A 16,467-nucleotide genomic window follows, 5' to 3' on the forward strand; every position below is an offset into this window, starting at 1 on the left:
TTAGTATTTGTTGAAGCAACCCGATCCTCTCCCAAAGTTAAAGGTAAAATAGATACCGGTAAAAACATACCAGTCGGAGGTATTTCGATTACCAAAATCATATAGGTTGTAATCACCATCAACTTCTGAAGGGTGACTACCATCCAGGTTGTCGGTAAAGGTATAGCGGGCTCCTATTTCCATGCCAGCAGAGAGAAAATTGTTCAGGGTTTGTTTATACCCCATTACAATAGGTAGTGAAAATTCCCAGTTATTCCCGGCTTCCTGTAATTCATTTGCTGCCGGATTGGTATAAGCCAAATTTTTCAACATGTAATGATTGGCAAAATAGTAATTAATTCCGGTGTAAAGATAAGGAGTTGATTGGTAAGTATTGGCGTGAAGGTCCCAATCCCAAAAAGTAAATTCAAGACCTAATGAAGCTTCAGCAATAGTATTGGAGAAAGAATATCCTCTTTGCAGTCTTCGGCCTTCATTGGATTTTGCGTCATCGGCTTCGATTTTCGCATAAAGGAGGGAGAACCTAAAGGAATGACGGTCACTGCGATTCCACTTTACAAGACCTCCAAAAACCGGAGTGTTCGGATTGATATAGGTAGTGTTGCCCACATCCCCAATATAATTTGCTCCTCCTATAAAAGGGCCTACTTCAAAATTCTGGGAATAGGTCTGATTTCCGCAAAGGGCAATTAGAACCATAACAACAAGATACCTCATAGGTCTTCAAAAGTCTGCAAATATAACAATATTGTTAACCCTACAATAACATGAGGGAGTTTGTGCTTTAGCATAAACAGATTAAAGCAAATTTTATTGTTTTAATTGCGTTTATCTTCTCCCCAAAGTAGTTTTTTGCGGAGGGTTTTTAAGAAGGTGTCACTTGTAAATTCCACCATTTTTATTTTAAAAGGAGCCTTTTTAATGGTCACTGTAGTGTTGTTTTTAAGAGTTTCTAACCTGGAATCCATAGAAACGAGGTAGTCATCTGCACGCCCCGACACTTTTAAAGTAATTGTGGTGTTATCTTTTATAACCAGTGGGCGGGCATTAAGATTATGAGGAGCAATTGGAGTGATCACAAGCGCCTTTGTGGCAGGTGTAATCACAGGGCCGCCACAACTTAAGGAATAGCCGGTTGAGCCGGTAGGGGTGGAAATTATTAAACCGTCTGCCCAATAAGAGGTGAGTGGTTCTCCATCAAGCCAGGTGTCAATAGTGATCATGGAGGTACTGTTCTTTCTGCTAACTGCTATTTCGTTAAGGGCGAAATTGTTGTTGCATAGTTCTTCCGCTTCAGGTTGGGTCATAATACACAACAGGGAACGTTCGGAGATCTTATACTCTTTTTTGAGAAGTCTTGAGATGGTTGCCCGAATTTCTTCTTTATGTACCGTAGCCAGGAAACCAAGTCTCCCGGTATTTATTCCCATAATAGGAATATCAAGGTCCTGAACAAAATTTACCGAATGAAGTATAGTCCCGTCTCCTCCTACACTTATAAAGATATCGAAGGTGTCATCCAGCTCAGTAAAGGTTGCAAAATGGTGGAAATCCTTTTCAATTTCTTTGCTTTCGTCAATGAGTCTAAGAAAATTCTTTTCTATAGCGACCTCAATATTTTCAGAATCTAAAACATTTAGAAGTTCTTCAATATAGGCGCCCGAGTTGGTATGATAAAATTGCCCGTAGATAGCAGCCTTCATTCTTAAATGTTTAGGTATTTATCCAGGTAGCGGGAGCGATCCTGCAAGCTCGATGAAAAAGAATCTTCAGAGTGTTGGGATACGACCTCGTAGCCATACCTTCTAAAGGTTTGAAACATGGCATTAAAAGGGACAGCTCCTGTTTTAAGAGTGATTTGTGCCCGTTCATTTTCAATGGCTGAAACGAATGCGCCCAGTACATTGGTGCCATTGGATTCCACAATCTGGCATATTTCACTAAAGGAGTAGTCCTTGACTCCTTTTTCCACTACTATAATACCGCCCGGATTGTTAAGGAAAGGTGATTCGGTAAATAAGTTCATAATCTCCTGTAGCTCAAGATATCCCAGGAAAGTATTGTTTTCATCTAATACAGGCATTATGTTGGAATCATTTTTGGAAAAATTATGCAATACATCTATCCAGTTGTCAGTATCCCTTACAAAAAAGCCTTCCAGGGCATATTGAAATTCCTCCATGGGTTTTTCTTTGTCAAAGATCCGGGCATCGGCCACGGGGATACACCCCATATAGGTTTCACCCTGTTTGACAGGTAAATGAGAATAAGGGTATTCATTGAAAATCTCAAGCACTTCTGCCACAGGGGTGTCAAATTGCGGGATTTTTATCTCATTAAGTATATATGGCTGAATGTTCATTGCCCCGGGGTTTTTCTGCAAATTAATCAAAATAATGTACTTTTTTGCTTAATCTACTTTGTATTTTTGTTCAAAACCCTTGTCAAAAATGACTAAATTAAGCGTAAATATTAATAAGATTGCAACCCTTCGAAATAGTCGCGGGGGAGATATTCCAAATGTTGTACAGGTCGCCAAAGATGTGCAGCGGTTTGGTGGACAGGGAATCACAGTTCACCCAAGACCCGATGAACGCCATATAAGGTACCAGGATGTGCTGGACCTTCGTCCCGTAGTAACCACAGAATTTAATATTGAAGGAAACCCAATTCAGAAATTTGTGGACCTGGTATTAAAAGTAAAACCAGAACAGGTGACCCTTGTTCCCGATGCAGAAGATGCAATTACCTCAAATGCGGGTTGGGATACTATTAAAAATAAGGATTACCTGAGGGAGATCATTTCAGAATTTAAGAACAAAGGGATCCGGACTTCAATTTTCGTGGATCCCGACCTTGAAATGATCAAAGGTGCAGCAAATACGGGGACAGATCGTATTGAACTCTATACCGAAGAATACGCCCGGCAATATGCCAAAGGGAACAAAGAAGGAATTAAACCTTATAGATCCTGTGCCGAAGCAGCCAATGATCTTGGGTTGGGAATAAATGCCGGTCACGATCTTTCCCTGGCCAATATTGAATACTTTCAGAAGAATATTCCCGGTTTGCTGGAGGTGTCGATTGGCCATGCTTTAATAGCCGAATCACTGTACCAGGGGCTGGAATATGTTATTAACCAATACTTGAGTTTACTAAGAAGCTAATGAAATTACATTCGAATATCCTCGGAGAGGGACAACCTCTCTTGATCCTTCATGGGTTCCTGGGGATGAGTGATAACTGGAAAACGCTTGGGAATGATTTTGCCGAAGCCGGTTACCAGGTGCACCTCATTGACCAAAGAAACCATGGTCGCAGCCCTCACAGTGAGGCTTTTAATTATACCGAGCTTGCAAAAGATATCCAGGAATATATTCAGCAACACAGCCTCAAAAATGTCATTTTGATAGGACATTCTATGGGGGGTAAAGCAGCAATGACTGCCGCCGCTTTGTTTCCTAATCTCATTGAAAAGCTGGTAGTAGTGGATATTGCTCCAAAATATTACCCGCCGCATCACCAGGATATTTTGAAAGGGTTAAAAGCTGTTGATGAGGCTACTCTGGAATCGCGGGGAGAAGCAGATGAAGTGTTGTCACAATATGTATCGCAGAAAGCAGTAAGAATGTTTTTACTTAAAAATCTTTATTGGAAAGAAAAGAATCGACTGGGACTAAGGTTGAATCTGGAGGTTCTTACAAGAGAGATAGAAAAAGTAGGTGAAGCGCTGCCGGAAGATTACGTCTATTCCAAACCCACACTTTTTATTAAAGGCGAAAGATCAAATTATATCACTTCAGAAGATAAAGGGCTCATAGAGAAACATTTTCCTGAAGCAAAAATTTCAGTCATTCCGCGAGCGGGGCACTGGGTTCATGCTGAGAATAAAAAGGGATTTTATGATGAGGTAATGCAATTTTTGTAATTCTGTTGTGGAATTTACTATGCACGCGTAATAAATTGATGTTTTTCTTGCCTTATATTCAATTTATGCTATTTTTGGGCCATTGATCCTAAAATTAAATCTACACAAACTATTATGAAAAAAGTTTTATTACTAATGGTATTTGTTCTTGCAGGTACTATAACTTATGCCGGTGGTTATCGTGTTGGTGTACAGGGGCAGCGTGCACTGGCTATGGGACACACGGGAGTGGCCGTAGTTAACAGTGCCGAATTGGGTTTTTTCAATCCGGCAGGACTTGTATACCTTGAAAACCAATTAACCATTTCTGCAGGGGTAAGTGCAGTATTTTCTGAAGTTGCATGGCAAAATGAATCTACAGGAGCAACAGCTCGTACAGATAACCCTGCGGGAACTCCTTTTTACTTCAATGCTTCTTATAAATTAAATGAAAATCTTGCTCTTGGTCTTAGTATATATACCCCTTACGGAAGTACTGTAGAATGGGAAGATGACTGGGCCGGTTCTCACTTAGTTAACAATATTAAACTTCAGGCTATCTACATCCAGCCACTTGTTTCTTATAAGATCGCCGATTTCGTGAGCGTTGGTGGTGGTCCCATCTTCGTGACAGGTTCGGTAAATTTTAACCGTAATTTAAGCAGAACACTTACCAACATTGAAGGTGAGAGATCAAACGTTACTATTGACGCTTCGGGAGTGAACGAATGGGGCTGGTCTGCAGGTGCACTTTTTACTCCTACCGAAGATCTTAGAGTAGGGGTTAACTACCGATCTGAGATCATTATGAATGCTGAAGGTGGAGATGCCGATTTTGAAAATATTCCAAACACACCACTTGCACCTTTTAGCGATACAACTTTTGATGCTCAGTTACCTTTACCGGCAGAACTTACTGTAGGTCTATCCTATGAGCTAAATGAAAAATGGTTGTTGGCCTTTGATTTTAACAGAACTTTCTGGGGAGTGTATGAATCCCTTGATATAAAATTTGCCAATGGTGTGGTTTCTGAAAATCCACGAGGTTATGAGGATGCCAATACCTGGAGGTTTGGAGCACAATATATTGCAACAGATAAGTTGACCTTGCGTGCAGGTTATTATCTTGATGAATCTCCTGTACAACCTGGATATTTTGCGCCAGAGACTCCACGTAATGACTCCATGGGTTTCACCGGAGGACTTTCTCTTAATGTGACTTCCAGACTTGCAATAGACGCCTCTTTTGCGTACATAAGATTTGATGAAGTAGATGCATCCTATGACCATTACATTGATGAAAATGGGCAAAATGTGCCTTTTGGAGGAACATATAAATCTGTAGCCTTTATTCCTGGGCTGGGTGTTACTTATAAACTATAATAAAGAAATTTGAATATGAAAAACTATATAAAATATATCGGAATTCTGGCCCTGGGGATGGTTGCCTGTGAACCGGAATTCGAAAATCCGGTTGATGAACAGGGCGCCTATACCAATGGTGAAGCAGATTTTTCTAATTATGTTGCTTTAGGTAACTCTTTGACTGCGGGTTATGCAGACGGGACCCTTTATCTTTCAGGACAACAAAATTCTTATCCAAATATTTTAGCTCAACAGTTTGCTAAAGTGCAGGAAACAGATCTTTTCACACAACCACTTGTTGCCGATAATGCAGGAGGTCTTCTTCTTAATGGTACGCAATTACCCGGATATAATACTCGTCTGGTCTTAGGGGTGGATGAACAGCTTAATGCTGCACCTAGAAATTATGGTGGAGCGATTACTACAGATGTTAGTAATATTCTTTCTGGGCCTTTTAATAATATGGCTGTTCCTGGAGCAAAATCTTATGAGCTTCTTGCGCCAGGTTATGGCAGTATGGAAGCTTTACAAATGGGGCTTGCGAATCCTTATTTCGTTAGGTTTGCTTCTTCTCCAAACACTTCAATAATTGCAGATGCAGTAGCACAAAATCCCACCTTTTTTACATTGTGGATAGGAAATAATGACGTTTTCTTATACGCAGTATCTGGAGGGACAGGAGTGGACCGAACTGGAGAAATGGATCCAACTCAATATGGAAGAAATGACATTACCGATCCGCAGGTATTTGCCGGAGCTTATTCACAATTAGTTTCTTCAATGATTGAGGCAGGAGCCGAAGAAGGTGCTCTTTTAAATATTCCAGACGTAACTACAGCTGCTTTTTTTAATACAGTTCCTAATAACGCATTAGAACTTTCTGCAGAACAAGCTGCCGGATTGACCGGTTATTTTCAGGCTGTAGCCGGAATATTTACGCAGTTTTTAATGGGCCAGCAAGTGCCCGCAGAGCAGGCGCAGGCAATAGCTTCTCAATATGCTATTACTTTCACTGAGGGGAAAAACCGCTTTATAATTGATGTTCCTGAAACTCAAACTAACCCACTTGGTTTTCGTCAAATGACTGAGGAAGAGCTGCTTGTTCTAACTATAAATCAAACAGCCTTAAGACAGCAGGGATATGGTTCCGCAGCTATTTCTCCAGAGGTTATGGAGGTACTTGGAATACTTCAGCAAGGAGGACAGCCCACTCAGGAACAGGCCCAGTTAGTCTTGGATGCAGTTAATGGAATTGATGATAAAGATGCTCTGGATCAATCGGAAATCGAATCCATAAGTGCAGCAACAACAGCATACAATCAAACAATTAGCCAACTTGCCCAGGCGAATGGTTTGGCTTTGGTTGATATCAATGATTTGGCTTCCCGTGTAGACTCTGAGGGAATTCCATTTGACGGCGGAGTTGTCACTTCTACATTCGCTACCGGAGGGCTATTTTCTCTTGATGGGGTTCATTTCACCCCACGAGGATATGCGCTTGTAGCTAATTCAATTATTGAAACTGTTAACGCCACATATAATGCTACGGTCCCAACTGTGAATATTGGTTATTATGGCACCATTACCCCAAGTAACGACTAAAAGCTGTTATTGTTAAACTTCAAAAACGCCGGGACATTCCCGGCGTTTTTCGTTCAAAAGACTATCTTAGTATTTAAAAATAATAAACTATGACTTTTATTTTAAGAATTCTCCTTACAGCCGTTGTTGTAGTTTTTCTTGCCAATTTTCTTCCCGGTGTAACGGTTACTGGTTATTTTACTGCAATTGTTGTAGCCCTGGTGCTGGCGCTGCTTAATCTAATTGTCAAGCCTATCCTGGTGCTGTTGACATTACCCGTTACTATTATTACTTTCGGGCTCTTTCTAATCGTGATCAATGCAATAATTATACTGCTGGTTGATGCTTTTGTAGATGGTTTCCAGGTAAGTGGCTTCTGGATCGCAGTGCTTTTTAGCCTTTTGCTGTCAATTATCCAATCTCTGTTTTTCTCTATTGCCGAAAAGAAATAAAGGCTGCTGAATTTCAACTTTTTGAAACTTTGCTCGCTCTTAAAAAAGTTGTACTTTTGCAGACCAATTTTTATAAGCAATTATAATGAATATAACGAGAGAGAACATAGACGAACTTAATGCCGTACTCAAGGTAGATATAGCTAAGGAGGACTACAGCAACAAAGTTGAAAAAGTACTAAAAGATTACCGTAAGAATGCTAATATCCCCGGCTTCCGAAAAGGACATGTGCCAATGGGAATGGTAAAAAAGCAGTATGGTAAGGCTGTTTTGGTTGATGAGGTGAACAAGTTGCTTCAGGATTCATTGAATAAATATCTTACTGAAGAAAAACTTGATGTTCTTGGAAATCCGCTTCCAAAGGAGCAGGATAATTTTGACTGGGACAGTGATAACTACACCTTTGAATTTGAATTAGGTCTTTCTCCACAATTTGAAGTGAGCCTGGACAACAAAGAGGCTATAACTTATTACAAGATCGTTGCCGGTGAGGAAATGATAGATAACCAGGTGAAGACCCTTCAAAAGCAATATGGGAAACTCGTTTCAAAAGAAGTTGCCGAAGAAGGAGACCAGGTTACAGGTACTTTTAAAAATGAAGCTGAAGGAATAGAATCTAAAACTACCCTTCCTCTTGAAAAGTTGAAAAACAAGGAGCCTTTCCTTGGAGCTAAGGCCGGTGATACTGTTTCTGTTAGTACCAAGGATCTTTTTGAAGATGATCACCAGTTGATGGAATTTCTTAAAGTTGAGCATGACAAAGCGCATGGACTTGATGTTGAGGTGCAGTTTGAAGTAGAGGAAGTTAACACTCAGGAGTTGGCCGATCTTGATCAGGAGTTATTCGATAAGCTTTTTGGGGCAGGGGAAGTGACTTCTGTTTCCGAGCTTAAGGACAAAATAAAAGAAGACGCTGCAAAGCAATTCGAACAACAAAGTGACCAGCAATTGCTTAATGATGTTACCGAAATGTTGATTGAGACTCACAATTTTGATCTTCCAAAGGAATTTCTTCAGAAGTGGATCCAAACAGCAGGTGAAAAAGAACTTTCTGAAGAGCAGGCGAAAGAAGAGTACGAAAAAAGCGAAAAAGGATTAAGGTTTCAATTGATCGAAGGTAAGCTTATACAGGAGCATAACCTGGAAGTGAAATTTGAAGATCTAAAATCTTTTGCCAAAGACAGGATCAAAGAACAAATGGCTCAATTTGGCCAGATGAATCCCGAAGAAAAGGAACTTGATGATATCGCAGCCCGAATTCTTTCAAATCAGGAGGAAGTGAAGCGCCTTTCAGAGCAATTAATGAACCAGAAACTTCTTGAACTTTACAAGGAAAAAGTAAACCTTGAGGAGAAAGAAGTAACATACGAAGAATTTGTTAAAGAAGTTTACCAATAGAACTTTTGTTAATTAATACTTATATCTTTAAGGGCGTTAGACCGAATGCGGGATAACGCCTTTTTTGGTAAATGATTTAGGGGGAAAAATTCCTCTTTTTAAAGTAAAACCGATTTTATTTCAATGGATTACGCTAAAGAATTTGAGAAATATGCAACCCGTCATCACGGGATCAACAGTAACTATTACGACAAGATAATAAGCAGCATGTACCCTCAGGGTATGACGCCAAACATCATTGAAGAGAGGCAAATGAACATTGCCATTTTTGATGTTTTCTCACGTTTAATGATGGATCGTATTATCTTTTTAGGAACCGGAATTAGCGACCAGGTGGCCAATATTATTCAGGCACAGTTGTTGTTTTTAGAGAGTACAGATTCCTCCAAGGATATCCAGATATATATTAATTCTCCTGGAGGAAGCGTTTATGCAGGCTTGGGTATTTATGATACAATGCAGTTCATTAAGCCTAATGTTGCAACAATTTGTACGGGAATGGCCGCTTCTATGGGAGCAGTTCTTCTTTGTGCAGGGGAAAAAGGAAAAAGGAGCGGTTTGCCGCATTCCCGTGTGATGATCCACCAGCCTTTAGGTGGGGCGCAGGGACAGGCAAGTGACATTGAGATCACAGCCCGTGAGATCCTTATCCTTAAGAAAGAGCTTTATGATATCATTGCAAAGCACACCGGTCAAACCTATGAGAAGATCCATGAAGACAGTGACCGTGACTATTGGATGAAAGCAGATAAAGCTTTGGAATACGGAATGATAGATGAAATTTTAACTAGGGAATAATCCCTTTTTTGAAGAATGTAGAGAAGCCTTAAAGGCTACAAGAAAAGATTTATGGCAAAAGAAGAATTAGAATGTTCCTTCTGCGGAAGAAAAAAACCTGAAACCAATCTGCTTATCGCCGGGCTGGACGCTCATATTTGCGACCGGTGTATTGAGCAGGCTCACGGGATCGTTATTGAAGAATCAAAACAAGACAGCTCGGGAGAACTTTCCTCAGAGCTAAAGCTTAGAAAGCCTCAGGCTATCAAAGGCTTTTTGGATCAATACGTTATTGGGCAGGAGCACACTAAAAAAGTGCTATCTGTCGCTGTTTATAATCACTACAAAAGATTATTACAGCCGGTGAATAACGATGACATCGAGATCCAGAAAAGTAATATTATAATGGTAGGGGAAACCGGTACCGGTAAAACCCTTATGGCCAAAACCATAGCCAAAATGCTAAACGTGCCGCTGGCTATCGTAGATGCCACGGTATTGACCGAAGCCGGTTATGTGGGGGAAGATGTGGAAAGCATACTTACCCGTTTGCTTCAGGCTGCCGATTATAACCTGGAGAAGGCACAACACGGGATCGTATTTATTGATGAGATCGACAAGATTGCCCGCAAGAGCGATAACCCTTCTATCACCCGCGACGTGTCGGGAGAAGGCGTGCAGCAGGCATTACTTAAACTCCTGGAAGGAACTACAGTGAATGTTCCGCCAAAAGGAGGTCGTAAACATCCCGATCAAAAGTTTATTGAAGTAGATACAGAAAATATTCTCTTCGTAACAGGAGGAGCTTTTGACGGCATTGAGAAAAACATTAGCAAGCGACTCAATATGCAGGCGGTTGGTTTTAGTGCTTCCAAAAGCGATGATGCTATTGAGCGGGAAAACCTGCTTAAGTACATCATTCCAAAAGATTTAAAAGATTTTGGATTGATCCCCGAAATTATTGGTCGTCTCCCGGTGCTTACGCACATGAACCCACTGGATAGAAAAACCCTTAGGTCAATACTTACAGAGCCTAAAAATGCCATTATTAAGCAGTACCAAAAACTGTTTGAAATGGATGATATTAACTTTACTATTACCGATGAAGCTCTTGATTTCATTGTAGAAAAGGCAATAGAATATAAGCTTGGAGCTCGTGGCTTAAGATCCCTCTGTGAAGCTATTCTTACCGATGCGATGTTTGAGATGCCCGAAGGAAATACCAACGTTCTGGAAGTGGATAGAGATTATGCCGAGGAGAAACTGGATAAATCTGGTATAAAAAGACTCAAAGCAGTATCTTAATAAAGTATCAAAAATGATATTTAAAGCCATTCTTTTAGAATGGCTTTTTTTTGACCCTGTATTCCAGGACCTTCTAATTTTTGAAAATTTTAATACAACAATTCGAATAAACGTGTAAATTAGACAGAATGTAATGATTTGTTAAATAGACATATAATGGAAAAATTAAATCCCTACCTTACTTTTTCCGGCAATTGTGAAGAAGCTTTTTATTTCTATAAATCGATTTTTGGAGGCGAATTCTCTCATATAAGTCGATATCGGGATATCCCGTCAGATGAAGGGCTCGAGATTCCGGAGTATAGAATGAATAAGATTAAGCACATTGTGTTACCCCTTGGAGAAAAATGCCAATTAATTGGGAGTGATTGCGATGATGGATGGTGCCCAGAGGTGGTAAAGGGGAACAATCTTTCTCTCGCAATCGATGTGGAAAGTAAACAAAAAGCCGACAAGTACTTTGAAGCTTTATGTGCCGAAGGTTCTATTACCATGCAAATAGGTGATGTTTTCTGGGGAAGTTACTATGGAATGTGTACAGACAAGTTTGGAGTAACCTGGATCATTAACCATCCCAAGCCCGAAGGTAATACCTAGAATGCAGCAACTGGAGATTAATACTGCGATTCAAATTTCAAGATCTAAAACTGCCATTTTTGAAGCAATAGTACATGCGGAAAAAATGAGCGGGTACTTTATTTCAAGTTCCTCGGGTAGCCTGCAGGAAGGGAAAACCATTAGGTGGACCTTTCCCGAATTCCCTGATAGTTTTCCTGTTAAAGTTGTTCAGGTAAATGCCTCTGAAAAGGTCATTTTTGAGTGGGATGGAGCCGAAGGTTTCAAAACTACCGTAAAAATTAGCCTTGAGAAAATTACCGGTACCCAAACCCTGGTAAGGGTGACCGAAGGAAAGATGGAGGTAACCGAACAGGGAATAACCTGGTATGGGCGGAACACCGAGGGCTGGGCTAATTTTTTGGCCAGTTTAAAAGCTTATATGGAGCACGGTATAAACCTTCGCAAAGGTGCATTTGATTATCTTAAAAAATAGATTTTTAATTTCTTTATTCAAGGGACGTGAGAATGAAATCTTCCGATGTAATTAATGATCTTATTGTTCGTACAGAGGCCAATTTAAGAATGGCCCGGGAGCTAAACAAAAGATCTGTCCATGATCTTAACCAAAGTCCTGGGGCGGGTTCCTGGAGTGCATTGGAATGTATTGAGCATCTCAATTATTACGGGGATTTCTATGTTCCTGAAATTGAAAACCGAATTGCTTCTTCGCCTTATCCGCATGAAGAGATCTTCAGGAGTGGTTTTCTGGGAAATTATTTTGCTCAAAGTATGCTTCCAAAAGAGGGTTTTAAAAAGATGAAAACCTTGAAGAGTACTAATCCTTCGGGAAAGAAACTGGGCAAAGAAGTTATTGACAGGTTTATCATGCATCAGCAAAAGTTACTGGAGTTGCTCAAAAAAGCAAAAAACGTCAGTCTTACCCGTACCAAAACCGGGATAAGTATTTCCAGGTTCATCAGGTTGCGGCTGGGAGATACTTTGAGAGTGGTGATCTATCATAATCAAAGACATCTACTTCAGGCAGAGAGGGCGCTGGAATCTGTAGGAACTTCTGCAGCCGAAACATAGGTTAAGAGAAGTTTCAAAAATGTCATTTTTAAATCTTTTTAAATCCAGGTGTAGGGGTGAATCTTTTAGTAGCAGGAAATAAAAAACCCGCTTCATTGCTGAAGCGGGTTTTCCTATCATTGAGTGAGTCTAAATTCTCACATCTAAAATCTAACTTCTAGATTACATCATTCCGGGCATACCACCGCCCATTCCTTGTGGCATTCCGCCACCACCGGCGTTGTCTTCCTTGATATCAACCAAAGAACACTCGGTAGTAAGGATCATTCCAGAAACAGAAGCAGCGTTTTCAAGAGCTACTCTGGTTACTTTCTTAGGATCGATGATCCCTGCTTTCATCATGTCCACATAAGTGTCAGATTTTGCATCATATCCATAGTTTCCTTTTCCTTCAAGTACTTTATTGATCACTACAGAGCCTTCGCCACCTGCATTTTCAACAATGGTTCTAAGAGGAGATTCGATTGCACGGTTCACGATCTGTATACCCGTAGCCTCGTCGGCATTAAGGGCCTCAAGATTGGCAAGAACGGATTTTGCACGTACAAGGGCTACACCACCACCGGCAACAATACCTTCTTCTACAGCCGCGCGGGTTGCATGAAGTGCATCGTCAACACGATCTTTCTTTTCTTTCATTTCCACTTCTGAAGCTGCACCTACATAAAGTACGGCAACACCTCCGGCTAGTTTAGCCAAACGCTCCTGAAGTTTTTCTTTGTCATAGTCTGAGGTAGTGCTCTCCATTTGAGACTTGATCTGGTTCACACGGTCTTTGATGGCCTGGTTGTCACCTGCACCGTTCACTACAGTTGTATTGTCTTTGTCAATAGCTACTTTTTCGGCAGTACCAAGCATGTCAAGAGTTGCGTTCTCAAGGGTGTAACCTCTTTCTTCAGAAATTACAGTACCACCTGTAAGGATCGCGATATCTTCAAGCATTGCTTTTCTTCTGTCTCCAAATCCCGGAGCTTTTACAGCTGCAATTTTAAGAGAACCTCTTAATTTGTTGACAACAAGAGTTGCAAGAGCTTCCCCGTCAACATCTTCGGCAATGATCAAAAGTGGCTTTCCGCTTTGAGCAACAGGCTCAAGTACAGGAAGAAGGTCTTTCATTGAAGAGATCTTCTTGTCATAGATAAGGATATATGGATCCTCAAGATCGGCAGTCATTTTCTCGCTGTTGGTAACAAAGTATGGAGAAAGGTAACCGCGGTCAAACTGCATTCCCTCTACAACATCAACATGAGTTTCTGTTCCTTTTGCTTCCTCAACAGTGATCACTCCTTCTTTTCCAACTTTCCCAAAGGCCTGAGCGATTAGCTCTCCAATTTTATCGTCGTTGTTAGCAGATATTGAAGCTACCTGCTTAATTTTTTCTGAAGAATCTCCTACTTGCTGGCTTTGTTCCTTAAGGTTGGCAACCAAAGCTTCTACGGCCTTGTCAATTCCACGCTTAAGATCCATTGGGTTTGCACCGGCTGCAACGTTTTTTAGACCTTCTTTTACAATGGCCTGGGCAAGTACAGTAGCAGTAGTTGTACCATCACCTGCGATATCATTGGTTTTAGAAGCAACTTCCTTCACCATTTGTGCTCCCATATTCTCAAGAGCATCTTCTAATTCTATCTCTTTTGCAACAGTGACACCATCTTTTGTAACTACAGGAGCTCCAAAGGATTTGTTGATGATCACATTACGACCTTTTGGTCCCAAAGTAACTTTTACTGCATTAGCCAATGCATCTACTCCGCGTTTAATACCGTCGCGGGCTTCGATGTCAAATTTTATTTCTTTTGCCATTTTTATTAAATTTTTTTCTCCCTGGACAGGGAATTAATTTTGTTTTCAAAAATTGATTAAGTGAAAAACCGCCTGTAAGATGATGGCGGTGTAACCACAGGGGTTATACTATAGCAAGAATATCTTCCTCTCTCATGATAAGGTAATCTTTACCTTCCAGTTTGAGCTCGGTACCTGCATATTTTCCATAAAGCACACTGTCACCAACCTTCACGGTCATGTCGTGATCTTTTTTACCGCCGCCTACGGCTACTACTGTGCCTTTTTGAGGCTTTTCTTTTGCGGTTTCTGGAATGTAAATACCTGATGCAGTTTGAGTTTCAGCTGCGGCAGGCTCAACAAGTACTCTGTCTGAAAGAGGTTTAATGTTTAGTGCCATTTTACAAATGTATTTTAGTTAATGATTCTATTAATTGAACTGGCTTAAAGACGAAAATTGTGCCAGTTGGTAAATGCTGACAAAAGCCAAAAAAAAATGCCAGCTTGTCATAAGCTGGCATTATAAGATATATTTTAGAAAACTGTTTAGTTCTGCTCTCCGGGATTGTTGGCAGGAGTTTCAATAGGTGCAGGGATGTTGGTTTCCACCTCTGGTTCACCGCCCATTATCTTAGATTCTCCAACTCCATTTCCATCCATGATGGTAACGTTGGAAAGTAGGATAAGCACAAGTAAAAGTGTAGCCAGGGTCCAGGTACTTTTATCTAAAAAGTCCGAAGTTTTTTGGACTCCCCCAATTTGGTTTGCACCACCGCCAAAGGCAGATGATAGTCCGCCACCCTTAGGGTTTTGAACCATGATAACCACTACCAGCAAAAACGCTACTATAATTATAAGTGTCAAAAAGATTGTAAACGTGCTCATTATGCTTAACTGTTATTTTCCTGTAATTTTTCGATTGCCCGAATTTGGTCTGCAAAGAAACCACTTTTTTCCGGATTTTTCAAAATTAAAATTTTATATGCCTGTATGGCTTTTTTGTAGTTTTTTTGTTCCAGGTATACCCGCGCTAAAGTCTCTGTCATAAGGGATTCCGGCGCTGCCAGGCTGTCCTCTGCGAGATTGGCTTTTTTTGCAGTTTTTGAGGGGGTAATGCGGGGATTTTTGGAAATAAATTCCTCAATTAGTTCAAATTTTCTGCTCTTTGCTTCCTGTTCTTCTGAAGATAATCCTTCCCTGTTTATAGGTTTTGCTGAAGCAAGTTTTAACCATTCTGAAAAAGAGTGATTTTCATTGGGATTAAAAGAGAGGGGTTTTCCCAAATCAAGGGAATCATCTTCAGCTGAAGTTTGCCCTTCTTTTTCTCTTCTTCTGAAAAGCTCAGGATCAAAAACCTGTTCAGATTCCTTCACCTTCATCTTTAAAGCCTTGTCAAGAGAGAGGTTGTCATCTTTTGTTTCCGCCTCTCCGGGCTGTAGATCTTCAATATCCTTTTGACGCTGCTCCTGTTTTTTAATGGAATTGGCGATCTTGTTCTGGTTGAATTCTTCGGAGGTTATAAAATCGAACAGTACTCCTCGATCTGCGGTGTGGGCAGCTGCAACCTTTAATTCTTTATTGTAATGTAAACTATTTACATTTTTAAGCCCCTTTAGCCGCACCGCACGGGCAGCCTGGAAGTACGGATATTTTTTCAAGACCTCGTGCAGGGCTTTTGTCTGCTCAAAAGAGACTGCAGCCGGGTTTTTTAATATCGATATTACTTCCTCCTGTTTCATTACCAGTTTGTAAGGGTGGCGTTAAAAATATCCTGGGTGATGCGGGTGAATATTTCCTCAAGGGCCGTTGCCAAAGTGGAGCCGGAAAGCTGATCGTTGGCAGGATAATCATAGTAAAAAGAGAATCGCCTGTCTAAAATGTCCTTTTCGGGATCAAGCGTATTATAATATCGCAAATTCACCACAATGGTAAGTCTGTTTTGAGCAGCCGTACTTTGAGCTGTTGCACTCATTGGGGACACGTAATAATCCACTATTTCACCTTCATATACCAAATCTCCGTTTTCATCTGTCAGGTTTAGGTTTGTCTGACTTTGAATAAGATCCTGAAGCTGCAGTGTAAAGGTGCGGTCTATTCCCGGTTCTACTATTGGTGCTGCATTTTGGAAATAATTCACCTGGAAGGTTTGTGCCTCACCAACATCGGCTCCCGTAAATGAGTAGATGCCACAGGAATGGAAGCTAAGGAGGAACAGGGAGACAAGCAGCAGTTGTATTTTTTTCATAAAATAA

At 40.7% G+C, this 16,467-nt stretch carries 19 protein-coding genes; 11 read left to right on the forward strand and 8 right to left on the reverse strand.

Annotated features, from left to right (window positions below; genetic code table 11):
- The 3 genes from porG to OU683_RS01640 all read right to left on the reverse strand — a co-directional run bounded on the left by porG (nt 1) and on the right by OU683_RS01640 (nt 2,362).
- Complete coding sequence (porG, locus tag OU683_RS01630; RefSeq protein WP_268134489.1) at nt 1-717, reverse strand: type IX secretion system protein PorG; 717 nt, start codon at nt 715-717, stop codon at nt 1-3.
- Between the two features lie 101 nt (nt 718-818).
- Complete coding sequence (locus OU683_RS01635) at nt 819-1,703, reverse strand: NAD kinase (RefSeq protein WP_268134491.1); 885 nt, start codon at nt 1,701-1,703, stop codon at nt 819-821.
- 2 nt (nt 1,704-1,705) lie between these two features.
- The gene (locus OU683_RS01640; RefSeq protein ID WP_268134493.1) at nt 1,706-2,362 is read right to left on the reverse strand and encodes a CBS domain-containing protein; all 657 of its coding nucleotides are present in this window, start codon (nt 2,360-2,362) and stop codon (nt 1,706-1,708) included.
- 88 nt (nt 2,363-2,450) lie between these two features.
- Between OU683_RS01640 and OU683_RS01645 the strand changes: the two genes are divergently transcribed.
- From OU683_RS01645 to OU683_RS01695, 11 genes are all read left to right on the forward strand, one after another.
- Nucleotides 2,451-3,167 (forward strand): pyridoxine 5'-phosphate synthase, encoded by a 717-nt coding sequence (locus OU683_RS01645; protein ID WP_268134495.1) that lies wholly within the window; start codon nt 2,451-2,453, stop codon nt 3,165-3,167.
- Nucleotides 3,167-3,928 (forward strand): alpha/beta fold hydrolase, encoded by a 762-nt coding sequence (locus tag OU683_RS01650; RefSeq protein WP_268134497.1) that lies wholly within the window; start codon nt 3,167-3,169, stop codon nt 3,926-3,928. The genes OU683_RS01645 and OU683_RS01650 overlap by 1 nt, the downstream gene beginning before the upstream one ends.
- 114 nt (nt 3,929-4,042) lie before the next feature.
- Nucleotides 4,043-5,290, forward strand: coding sequence for an OmpP1/FadL family transporter (locus OU683_RS01655; protein ID WP_268134499.1), 1,248 nt, complete (start codon nt 4,043-4,045; stop codon nt 5,288-5,290).
- A gap of 15 nt (nt 5,291-5,305) precedes the next feature.
- Complete coding sequence (locus tag OU683_RS01660) at nt 5,306-6,874, forward strand: SGNH/GDSL hydrolase family protein (protein WP_268134501.1); 1,569 nt, start codon at nt 5,306-5,308, stop codon at nt 6,872-6,874.
- A gap of 89 nt (nt 6,875-6,963) precedes the next feature.
- On the forward strand, nt 6,964-7,305 hold the full coding sequence (locus OU683_RS01665; protein WP_268134506.1) for a phage holin family protein: 342 nt from the start codon (nt 6,964-6,966) through the stop codon (nt 7,303-7,305).
- An 85-nt stretch (nt 7,306-7,390) separates the two neighbouring features.
- Nucleotides 7,391-8,704 (forward strand): trigger factor, encoded by a 1,314-nt coding sequence (tig, locus tag OU683_RS01670; RefSeq protein ID WP_268134508.1) that lies wholly within the window; start codon nt 7,391-7,393, stop codon nt 8,702-8,704.
- A gap of 123 nt (nt 8,705-8,827) precedes the next feature.
- Nucleotides 8,828-9,502, forward strand: a complete 675-nt coding sequence (gene clpP, locus OU683_RS01675) for an ATP-dependent Clp endopeptidase proteolytic subunit ClpP (RefSeq protein WP_029033202.1) — start codon at nt 8,828-8,830, stop codon at nt 9,500-9,502.
- Nucleotides 9,503-9,553: 51 nt separating this feature from the next.
- Nucleotides 9,554-10,786: an ATP-dependent Clp protease ATP-binding subunit ClpX gene (gene clpX / locus OU683_RS01680; RefSeq protein ID WP_228914265.1), complete on the forward strand. Its 1,233-nt coding sequence runs from the start codon at nt 9,554-9,556 to the stop codon at nt 10,784-10,786.
- 156 nt (nt 10,787-10,942) lie between these two features.
- The gene (locus OU683_RS01685; RefSeq protein ID WP_268134513.1) at nt 10,943-11,383 is read left to right on the forward strand and encodes a VOC family protein; all 441 of its coding nucleotides are present in this window, start codon (nt 10,943-10,945) and stop codon (nt 11,381-11,383) included.
- Between the two features lies 1 nt (nt 11,384).
- A complete protein-coding gene (locus OU683_RS01690; RefSeq protein WP_268134515.1) occupies nt 11,385-11,837 on the forward strand; it encodes an SRPBCC domain-containing protein in 453 nt (150 codons plus the stop codon).
- Between the two features lie 32 nt (nt 11,838-11,869).
- Nucleotides 11,870-12,433, forward strand: coding sequence for a DinB family protein (locus OU683_RS01695; RefSeq protein WP_268134517.1), 564 nt, complete (start codon nt 11,870-11,872; stop codon nt 12,431-12,433).
- A gap of 162 nt (nt 12,434-12,595) precedes the next feature.
- On the opposite strand, the gene groL is transcribed toward OU683_RS01695, so the two are convergent.
- The 5 genes from groL to lptE all read right to left on the reverse strand — a co-directional run bounded on the left by groL (nt 12,596) and on the right by lptE (nt 16,460).
- Entirely contained in the window at nt 12,596-14,236 is a 1,641-nt protein-coding gene (groL, locus tag OU683_RS01700; protein WP_268134519.1) for a chaperonin GroEL, read from the reverse strand.
- A 103-nt stretch (nt 14,237-14,339) separates the two neighbouring features.
- On the reverse strand, nt 14,340-14,615 hold the full coding sequence (locus tag OU683_RS01705; protein ID WP_228914270.1) for a co-chaperone GroES: 276 nt from the start codon (nt 14,613-14,615) through the stop codon (nt 14,340-14,342).
- A gap of 146 nt (nt 14,616-14,761) precedes the next feature.
- Nucleotides 14,762-15,100: a preprotein translocase subunit SecG gene (secG, locus tag OU683_RS01710; RefSeq protein ID WP_228914271.1), complete on the reverse strand. Its 339-nt coding sequence runs from the start codon at nt 15,098-15,100 to the stop codon at nt 14,762-14,764.
- A 5-nt stretch (nt 15,101-15,105) separates the two neighbouring features.
- Nucleotides 15,106-15,954 carry a DUF8458 domain-containing protein gene (locus OU683_RS01715; protein WP_268134523.1) on the reverse strand — a complete coding sequence of 283 codons (849 nt, stop codon included), beginning with the start codon at nt 15,952-15,954 and terminating at the stop codon, nt 15,106-15,108.
- Nucleotides 15,954-16,460: an LptE family protein gene (lptE, locus tag OU683_RS01720; RefSeq protein ID WP_268134525.1), complete on the reverse strand. Its 507-nt coding sequence runs from the start codon at nt 16,458-16,460 to the stop codon at nt 15,954-15,956. The genes OU683_RS01715 and lptE overlap by 1 nt, the downstream gene beginning before the upstream one ends.
- Nucleotides 16,461-16,467 lie beyond the last annotated feature (7 nt).

It is taken from the genome of Salinimicrobium sp. TH3, assembly GCF_026676115.1.
In the GTDB taxonomy this organism is placed as follows: domain Bacteria; phylum Bacteroidota; class Bacteroidia; order Flavobacteriales; family Flavobacteriaceae; genus Salinimicrobium.

What these genes read in the sequence shown, in the direction of transcription:
- OU683_RS01665 (WP_268134506.1), top strand. Translation starts at nt 6,964, where the DNA reads ATGACTTTTATTTTAAGAATTCTCCTTACAGCCGTTGTTGTAGTTTTT.
- OU683_RS01650 (WP_268134497.1), top strand. Translation starts at nt 3,167, where the DNA reads ATGAAATTACATTCGAATATCCTCGGAGAGGGACAACCTCTCTTGATC.
- groL (WP_268134519.1), bottom strand. Translation starts at nt 14,236, where the DNA reads ATGGCAAAAGAAATAAAATTTGACATCGAAGCCCGCGACGGTATTAAA.
- OU683_RS01685 (WP_268134513.1), top strand. Translation starts at nt 10,943, where the DNA reads ATGGAAAAATTAAATCCCTACCTTACTTTTTCCGGCAATTGTGAAGAA.
- porG (WP_268134489.1), bottom strand. Translation starts at nt 717, where the DNA reads ATGAGGTATCTTGTTGTTATGGTTCTAATTGCCCTTTGCGGAAATCAG.
- OU683_RS01715 (WP_268134523.1), bottom strand. Translation starts at nt 15,954, where the DNA reads ATGAAACAGGAGGAAGTAATATCGATATTAAAAAACCCGGCTGCAGTC.
- lptE (WP_268134525.1), bottom strand. Translation starts at nt 16,460, where the DNA reads ATGAAAAAAATACAACTGCTGCTTGTCTCCCTGTTCCTCCTTAGCTTC.
- OU683_RS01690 (WP_268134515.1), top strand. Translation starts at nt 11,385, where the DNA reads ATGCAGCAACTGGAGATTAATACTGCGATTCAAATTTCAAGATCTAAA.
- OU683_RS01645 (WP_268134495.1), top strand. Translation starts at nt 2,451, where the DNA reads ATGACTAAATTAAGCGTAAATATTAATAAGATTGCAACCCTTCGAAAT.
- OU683_RS01640 (WP_268134493.1), bottom strand. Translation starts at nt 2,362, where the DNA reads ATGAACATTCAGCCATATATACTTAATGAGATAAAAATCCCGCAATTT.
- OU683_RS01695 (WP_268134517.1), top strand. Translation starts at nt 11,870, where the DNA reads ATGAAATCTTCCGATGTAATTAATGATCTTATTGTTCGTACAGAGGCC.
- clpP (WP_029033202.1), top strand. Translation starts at nt 8,828, where the DNA reads ATGGATTACGCTAAAGAATTTGAGAAATATGCAACCCGTCATCACGGG.
- clpX (WP_228914265.1), top strand. Translation starts at nt 9,554, where the DNA reads ATGGCAAAAGAAGAATTAGAATGTTCCTTCTGCGGAAGAAAAAAACCT.
- OU683_RS01655 (WP_268134499.1), top strand. Translation starts at nt 4,043, where the DNA reads ATGAAAAAAGTTTTATTACTAATGGTATTTGTTCTTGCAGGTACTATA.
- OU683_RS01705 (WP_228914270.1), bottom strand. Translation starts at nt 14,615, where the DNA reads ATGGCACTAAACATTAAACCTCTTTCAGACAGAGTACTTGTTGAGCCT.
- OU683_RS01635 (WP_268134491.1), bottom strand. Translation starts at nt 1,703, where the DNA reads ATGAAGGCTGCTATCTACGGGCAATTTTATCATACCAACTCGGGCGCC.
- tig (WP_268134508.1), top strand. Translation starts at nt 7,391, where the DNA reads ATGAATATAACGAGAGAGAACATAGACGAACTTAATGCCGTACTCAAG.
- secG (WP_228914271.1), bottom strand. Translation starts at nt 15,100, where the DNA reads ATGAGCACGTTTACAATCTTTTTGACACTTATAATTATAGTAGCGTTT.
- OU683_RS01660 (WP_268134501.1), top strand. Translation starts at nt 5,306, where the DNA reads ATGAAAAACTATATAAAATATATCGGAATTCTGGCCCTGGGGATGGTT.